Origin of the sequence: Candidatus Chloroploca sp. Khr17, assembly GCF_004138165.1 — a bacterium.
Classification (GTDB): Bacteria; Chloroflexota; Chloroflexia; order Chloroflexales; family Chloroflexaceae; genus Chloroploca.
Genome location: NZ_RYFF01000102.1, coordinates 1 through 7,823, shown reverse-complemented (window position 1 = coordinate 7,823; position 7,823 = coordinate 1). Strand labels below are relative to the sequence as shown.

Annotated in this window: 9 protein-coding genes; all 9 read right to left on the bottom strand. The window is 46.9% G+C overall.

Translation table 11 applies throughout. The features are described 5' to 3' along the window. Positions 1-930, bottom strand: a 930-nt coding sequence (locus EKD05_RS24740; RefSeq protein ID WP_165360959.1) for a DUF6602 domain-containing protein, incomplete at its 3' end; no start/stop codon positions are given. Positions 931-1,117: 187 nt separating this feature from the next. Continuing rightward, the gene (locus EKD05_RS24735) at positions 1,118-1,885 is read right to left on the bottom strand and encodes a hypothetical protein (RefSeq protein ID WP_129678205.1); all 768 of its coding nucleotides are present in this window, start codon (positions 1,883-1,885) and stop codon (positions 1,118-1,120) included. Positions 1,886-2,025: 140 nt separating this feature from the next. Beyond that, a complete protein-coding gene (locus EKD05_RS24730) occupies positions 2,026-2,604 on the bottom strand; it encodes a dihydrofolate reductase family protein (RefSeq protein WP_129678203.1) in 579 nt (192 codons plus the stop codon). A 183-nt stretch (positions 2,605-2,787) separates the two neighbouring features. Beyond that, positions 2,788-3,552, bottom strand: coding sequence for a DUF1828 domain-containing protein (locus EKD05_RS24725; protein ID WP_129678201.1), 765 nt, complete (start codon positions 3,550-3,552; stop codon positions 2,788-2,790). Then, entirely contained in the window at positions 3,549-3,998 is a 450-nt protein-coding gene (locus tag EKD05_RS24720) for a hypothetical protein (protein ID WP_129678199.1), read from the bottom strand. Before EKD05_RS24720 ends, EKD05_RS24725 begins: the two co-directional genes overlap by 4 nt. Positions 3,999-4,287: 289 nt before the next feature. Continuing rightward, positions 4,288-5,001, bottom strand: a complete 714-nt coding sequence (locus EKD05_RS24715; protein WP_129678197.1) for a hypothetical protein — start codon at positions 4,999-5,001, stop codon at positions 4,288-4,290. Between the two features lie 1,133 nt (positions 5,002-6,134). Then, on the bottom strand, positions 6,135-6,422 hold the full coding sequence (locus EKD05_RS24710) for a hypothetical protein (protein ID WP_129678195.1): 288 nt from the start codon (positions 6,420-6,422) through the stop codon (positions 6,135-6,137). A 227-nt stretch (positions 6,423-6,649) separates the two neighbouring features. After that, positions 6,650-7,069, bottom strand: a complete 420-nt coding sequence (locus tag EKD05_RS24705) for a type II toxin-antitoxin system VapC family toxin (RefSeq protein ID WP_205704080.1) — start codon at positions 7,067-7,069, stop codon at positions 6,650-6,652. Next, a complete protein-coding gene (locus EKD05_RS24700) occupies positions 7,047-7,262 on the bottom strand; it encodes a hypothetical protein (protein ID WP_129678193.1) in 216 nt (71 codons plus the stop codon). Before EKD05_RS24700 ends, EKD05_RS24705 begins: the two co-directional genes overlap by 23 nt. Positions 7,263-7,823 lie beyond the last annotated feature (561 nt).

The window sequence follows — 7,823 nt, the reverse complement described above, 5'->3', positions numbered from 1 at the left end:
CCAGCTCTGTCGGGGGCAGTTGCTCGGCTGGCCCCCAGAGGGGCTGGCAGAAGTAGTCCCCAAGTCGTAACGGTCGCCGATAGACATAATTTGAGAAACAGCATTTGTGTTATGCGGGTTCCATTTTCCAGAATCAATTAATGGTAAGAAGTTTTGATCGCCAAAATGAACGGGTTTAGTTGAGTAATTTTCATTGTTCATTTTTATTGCTATATCAACCAAACTTAGGAATTCTTTTTGAAGTTCATGTACTCTAGCACAAGAAGCTAGTGTTACATCAAATTCTTCCCCAGAGCGTTGTTTTATCAGTTCGGCATTACATCGTACTGTTTTAGACATGTGCTCTTTTCGGTTTGAGCACGCGAAAATTTGGTGCTTTATAACTAAAATACCGTCAAGATCTACATTTTGAAGATATTTTGATATAGTTTTTTTTGTTTTCCACCCTTCATATCCAACAGCATAGAAGGGAATTAATTCATCTGTGATGTTGTGGATTGTAAGTGCATCGTTGTTTACTGAAATGCCACTTAATCTCTGGCGAAGAACGGCAAGTTTTTTTGCTTCTTGAACAACTTCTGCCCACTGCTTCTCGATGTTAGATTTTACCTCTATTGCTGTTCCGACTGCTTCTGCAGGGTAAAGCCTTGCGCCAACCCCTGCGTGTATTGGAAAGCTGGGCACCCAAGGCATTTCAATTACAATATCAATTTGACCACTTTTTTGGTTTTTACCATTATTGGTTGATGCATCTGTTATATCGCCTGTTCCAAATCTGTATATTGGTGGAAGAAACTCACTTAAAAAAAGAGAAATAAAAGCTTCACGCTCATAACCTTTACTTGCAGATGATAATAATGCCCCTGCTTCAAAGGCGCTTGATAAAACTTGATATACTCCTTGAATGCGTTGTTGAATATGAATATTCATTTGAAATAAAAATCCTGCTTGAAGCTATTTGATTTGTGCTCCACCCAACGGAGCGCCTTCACCGACACCGCTGGCAAACGACGGGATCGCCACCACCTGTTGGCATAGCACGGCCTGCAAAAGTCGCGCCCAGATCCAGCCGCGCCATCGACGTCCGTGTGCAAAGCGATGTTCGGCCGCAAAATAGCTATTGAAAAATGCTAATTAAAGTGTTTGTCGCGGCAACTAAGCCAATAACTGCGAGGATTAACTCGGCTAATTGAAAGAGCCAATGTTCATGCCAACCTTTTATTCGGGCTACTACTGGATGTATCTTCGTCTTAAGGGAATTCTTGATTTGTAGCTGAAGAATATCTGAGAATGCATCGACTTTTCTAAGAGTGGAGAGATGTAGACGGTAATATTCTTTCTTGACAAAGGCATCAGCCTCTTCGGCTCCTGTCAAGAAGTGCCGCTTTGTTATACCATTTAAGTCTATCAGTTTTTCCATTTTTGGATGGCCAACATAGCCTGGTCCGTAAATATTGCTTAGTACTTTACTTAGATCAACCAATCGACTTTCTTCTATGACTACAGGTATTCCTCCTAACACTTCGAATCGGTGATATATTGCTTGAAATCCATAGGTGGTATCTCTCATATTCCAATGTACAAAAATCTTTGATTTATGTTTTGATATGAAGACAAAAAATTTGTCGAGCATTTTCTTTTCAAGGTTGTCATAATCCTTTTCGATCTCGCCTCTTGATATTTTCTCTATCTCCGCAGTATTATGAATTGAGAATGAGTAGGCTTGCGAAGAGTCAAAATCTTTCACTGCAATAGAAGATATTCTTGGTGAGTAACCATCATCTTTGTCAGTAAAACTTTCGCACGAGTAGTGAATAATAAATACATTGTTGGGGGCTTGAGCAATTAGCTTAATTTTTTGAATTCCTCGCTGCTTCGTGTCCATATTGTTTTTCTAGGTCTAATTTAACGATGTGACGTTCTCAAATTATACTACACTTTCTTACCGACGTCCTCGCATTGCGGGCTAACGCTCCGGTTCAGCGGCGGGCCGCTGCAACCGGAGCGTTAGCCCGCTCGCGGTCCTCAACGCGGAGCGTACCAAAGCACCACCGATCCGTTTCTGAACACTCGCGTGTTCGTGAGCACCAGCTCCAACTGATGCGTGAGGCCGGAGAAGAGCGACTTGCCGGCTCCGAGCGCGACGGGGTTCACGACTATCTGGAACGTGTTTATGAGTCCCGCACCGGCAAGCTGCGTTACGATGCTGCCGCTGCCAAGGATCGCCATGTCAGGACCGGATTCGTCCTTCATCCGGCGAACCGTCCCCACGACGTCGTCCTTCACCAGGGTCGTGTTGCTCCAGTCAGCCGAACGCATCGTACGAGAGAAGACGATCTTGGGCATCGCGTTCATCCTCGCTGCGACCTCGGGCATGGCGTTCGCGGCCATCGGAGTTGGCCACCATGCGGCCATCATGTCGTATGTCGTGCGGCCGAAGAGCAGCACACCTCCGCCGCTCGCGTTCCCGGTCACGAACTGGTGCCACTCCGTGTCGCCGGGCGGCTTGTGAGCAAAGCTCATGTCTCCGTGTGGTTCGCAGTAGTAGCCGTCGAGGCTGATCTGCATGAACGCTCCGAGCGTTCGCGACTTGGGTTGGGGCATACTTCAGGCCACTCCTTTTTGTCTGGCTAACGCCGGGCTTCAGCGGCGCCGCTGGCGGGTTCGATAGACCGAGGTGAGCGACGGCACGAGACAGCGCCCTAAAAAACCGCCAGCTCACGGGCCGCGCCAGCGGCGTCCGCTGTGAGCCGATGTTGGGCGGACGGGCTAGGGTGAAAAGTACTTCTATGCAGCTAATTCTTGCCTAATACCTTCTCTTTGGCTCCAGAAAATCGGCTTAATATCATATGCTTGTAGCGTACTAAATACATCTGTTCCTGGATCTTTATCTACGTCATTTATCATGGCATAGGCCGTCGAATTTGCATCTCTAGCTTCTTTAATATCAAACCATACAAACGCGAAATTCTGTGCGCTTGCTCGATTTGGTCTGTTAATAGTTTGAATAAATCGAGTCGGTGCTCTTCTTGAAGATGGAACTACAAAGTGAATCAGATGATCATTGCCGCTCTTTCCTGTGAATTTTGCGTCAGGGACATAGCGAACATCCGAAAGAGCCAACCAATTTGCGACATCTTCTAAGAAAAGGCTCGTTACATTAGCAGAAGCAGTGTAAAATAAATCATTTACCGCAATCATAGCTTGGAGTAAATCGTGCTTCTTCTGTGCAAAATTTTGAGATGTTGCGGTTGCTATTAACGCATTGTCTTCTAGTTGCACGCCAAAGCCATTTAGAACAGCTTGAAGTAATTGGTGCCTTTTCTTAGATGTTAACTCGCAACCTGAGTGTATAAGATCTTCAATAACATATGCGTCGTCTGTAAGTTTAATCTTGTTGTTGCTTTTTTGGACGTAAATTTGCAGATAATCATTATGACGATCCAAATATGGCGTAGTGATCTCAACCCATTCTCCAACTTGACGAAGAGCGGTCTTATCACGAAGCCATGACCAGTATTCATTTACTAACTCTTTTATTTCAGATGTCATACAAACATTCCTCTCTCAATATAAGGAGGTAGCGTGATATTGCAAAATCGCATAAATTCTTCTAGCGTCAACCAGGGATTTGTAACGTTTGAAAACTTATCTGTAGGAATAGAATAGGCCCACTTATCGTTAAATCCCTCTCGGTATAAATGGAGATGAGGTGTTGGTAGTTCAATCCCATCAGGATTACGATGTGGCGGTCCTTCTACATCTAGACGAGCAAGTATCACTACAGTTCTTACACGATTCATATACGTATACCGATTGATATTAATACTACGCCGATTAGCATCTAGGAGAAATGCTTCACGTTTATCAGCAGAAATTAAAGGTACCACAAGAGATGTTCGTGGCCCTGGATAATAGTAGCAATTTTCATCTGCCCGATGCTTTTCCATTGCCATCAGTTCGTCGGCCTCCACTTGGGATAGGTTGATTTCTGCCATGTGAGCGTCCGTATGATTATAGTACGAATGTACTTATCCGTCATCCTTCAATAGGCTGATACGTAATTCTACCACGACTGAGGAATTATAGAACAGTACGCCTACTGCGTCTTCGGTATGGGCATTTCTAGATCCACGGTTCTCCCGCACTACACTTCCAACCGCCGAAGCATCAAAGCATACTTGACGTGGCACAACGGGCGGTAGTGTGCGCGGCCTTGAAAACTGTGGCGGCGTTATTTGGCCGCCCAACATGAATTCGGCGGCGCTATAAATTTATTTCAATTATTTATCGAATTTCGATAGTATCAACGTATATGGGAATACTACTTGTGCGATTATTAACCGTGCCACTAACACCTCCTTGAATAATTAAATTGTTAATCCTTCTTGTACTCAATGGAGGATCGCCAATCTTAGTTAGATTGATTACGAAGGTATTCCATTGACCTCGCTGAAGCGGAACCGGTTCACATGACCAAGGTTCAGGAGGGATAATCACACAGGCCTCAGACCAGTCTATATTTGCCAGAGGGCTGTCTGGCCAGTAAACCCTGCCAATTATAATATTACCAGTAAAACCGTAACTCAAATCAAACTTAAAATAGACCTGTTGTGTGGAAGTGAGTACTAATGTATCACGTAATGAACTTGAACCGGAAAAGGCTACGTCTCCTTTATCTAGAAGCGTTGTATTGCTTGTCCAGGCTTCTATTTCGTTATCATCTTCAAAGTCGTAAGCTAACACGGCACCATCATATAATGCTGATACAGTACCTATACTGACCGCAGACTGTCGTGGCCACACGAGAGCTACTAATACTCCAAAAACAATACCAGTTACCGCACTAATTCCAATAAACCAAACGATTGAGGTTTTATTAAAACTAACACTTTGTCCTTTTTGAATATAAGCTGTAATGATGCTTGCTATAGCGCTAACTACTGAACCCAGCAAACCACCAATAAGTCCTACCAAAGATACTGTGAATTCAATTGGCATCTCACTTATCCTATTGCCTATATGCACGACATCCTGAACCTACTCAAGTATACATCGTAAGAGTATGGCTGACAACTGCCAGCCGCCGAATCGCATGCTTCAGCGGCGCCGCAGGCGGCCTTCTGGATCGAGACGAGCGATGGCACGCCACAGCACTGGTAAAAATCGCCATCTCCCGGCCGCGCCCGCGGCGTCCGCTGCGAGCGATGTTGGGCGGGCGGGCTAACTAGAGTTGTTTACGGCATCAGAACGCCATACACTTCAATTATAATCTTTTTTGTAAATTATTTCAACATAACACTTGACAGTTGATTTTGTATTGTGATACAATCAAACAATCCGCCATCTTGCCTCTGTAAATGTGGTTAAGGAAATTTTAACTATGTTAATTTTATGATGGTGTAGTATAAACCCTAATATAGCAGGTTTTGTGCCGGAAAGAACAGGCTTTCCATGTACTACAATAAGAACTATTTTAATAATTCAATATACAACTTAATATTCTTACTCTAAGAGCTTCTTATCTCATCCTTGATCATCGAAATGTTTTATCTCGATGATCAAATCTTAGAAAGGGGATAGTCATGGAATCTCTCGCAAGGCTTGGTTACAAATGGGTATGTGCTATCGCGGGTGCCGTTTTGGTTTTCTTTCTCTATTCCCCTAGTAACATTATTAATGGTTTGACTATGTTTCGGTGTGTTATGCCAGGCCAAGATTTTTATAATGCCGCGCCCATGTGGTGTGGTCGGGACGTATGGCCGCAATCTATATTGCCTCTTCTTCTTGCTGCTGGCTTGGGCTTTATAATAGGTTCCATGGTTGACAGTAATTTGGCAAAAAAGAAGACGCCGTAGGAAGTAATCCTCAATAACTAGATGCGGGCGTTCCTGCCAGCAATGCGACACATGGGCTCATGATCGATAATCCTGATCGACTCGTTCTTTCCTGCTGCCCGGATCGGATGCAGCCTGTTCGCTCTGGTGGTATTGTTCAGCCCGCCCAACATGAAGTAGACGTCGATTTTGCCATCTACATCCCTGATTATATTTGCTACGCGGCGATCGTGCCATCTCCACCTGCCGTATCCATGCCACACGGCGCTTGTGCCACCTCCACCTGCCGTACCCATGCTACGCAGCGCTTTGGCCACCGAAACCCACTACCTTGCAAAGAAGTTCGCGCGAAGGCGCGAAGGGTTGCTCACCGACGCGAAAAACGTTGCGCCTGTGCGCCTTTGCATCAAAACAACCGCCTTCTTTGCGTTGGGGCCGCCCGCCGGACTCACCATCCCTGGCCTTGCCGACGCCGCGGCTGCCTGGCAGGTTGCGCACGCCTAGCGCACCGCGAGCGGCGTTCCACGGCAAGACTTGTTCATACCATTTCAGATTGCAGATTTTGGATTGCTGATTGCCGCGCATGGCGTTCCAATGCGTCCTGGCAGTCCTGCCGATGCGGCTTGCTCAATGCCAATTGGTATAAGAGGCCTACGCAGGAGATCCTGTGCTGTAAAGTTTGGGTCATCGTCGAGTGCATGGCGACCATGGCGCAGCAGGGGTTGACGCTACCAACCGCCTACGGCGAGCGCTGGCAGGCTGTACCTCGTTGATCGTGACACGCTATTGGCTGGCATACAAAGCGGTTGTCTCTATTCATGCATCAATGCCTGAAATCCAGCTTGCACGAAGTGCCGGTCAAATGTGAGTGCTGCTGTCATCCCAGCACGCCGCATGACAACAAAAGAAATACAGTCAACCAAGCCCCACATTTTATCCTGATACTGTCGGTAGAGCGCAAAGCCTTCAGCGAAGAGCTCAGGCGTAAGGCGGATGATCTCGACTTCATCTGATGAAAAAAAGTCGTCAATAATGGCCGTGGCTTCTGCCTTATAATTGCGGGCCAGGGCATTCCCAATTTCGAGCAGAACCGCATCGGTAACGAGCAACGGATAGCCGGCAAGTTGATCCGCAAGGGCCACAGCCTGCTCATGATATTGGTCGCGGCGGTTGACCAAGGCCACAACAAAGAGCGTATCGACAAAGATTCTACTCGACACGCTGGTCTCCATACATATACCCATCAAGATGAGCGGCAAAATCTTCCGGTGCATCAATGTGGATGCGCTTCAACTTTTCCATAAGGCTTGGTGTGCTGGAGGACTGCTTGGCCTGGGTGAACTGCTTAATCAGCGTGTACAGTTCATCCAGTTGCGCTTCGTCGATCCGATCAATCTCCGCGTAGATTAATTCTTTTGTGGTCATCGTTACCTCCGTGTGCGTCTAGTGTACCACAGGGAAGCGAACGGCACATCGGTCGCGAGGGTAGGGGCAGGGCGGTTGCAAAGTCATCCTGATTGTCCGCAGATGACGCAGATTATGACTTGCCCATCTGCGTCATCTGCGGATGCTATCTAATCCTACAGGGATTTTGCAACAGCCCTGAGGGTAGGGGTAGGGTGGCAGCCTCAGCGGAGGCAACGATATCCGCTGGCGCGACGGTGGTTGGTTTCGTGCCATACGTATTATGATGGTGCCGAGCGCCTGTCGAGGTCAACTGCCCACAAGTTCAAGGCAGGCCGAGCACGCAGGAGGCACTTGCTTGTTGCTTATTCGCTCTTGCCCTTGCTTGGCTGAACTGATTGTTTTCATGATGCGCGATCCTCCTCATCTTCGCCTTCCGGCGGGAGTGCGCTTTCACGAGCGACGACGCCTTCACGAGCAAGCCATGCAGCGGCCAAGTAGCTGCCCTGGTTCTTTTCTAATCGATGCCTAATTCTGCTTTCAATGTCGCAAGATCCATCGTTGCAGGTTCGTTCGCGCGCT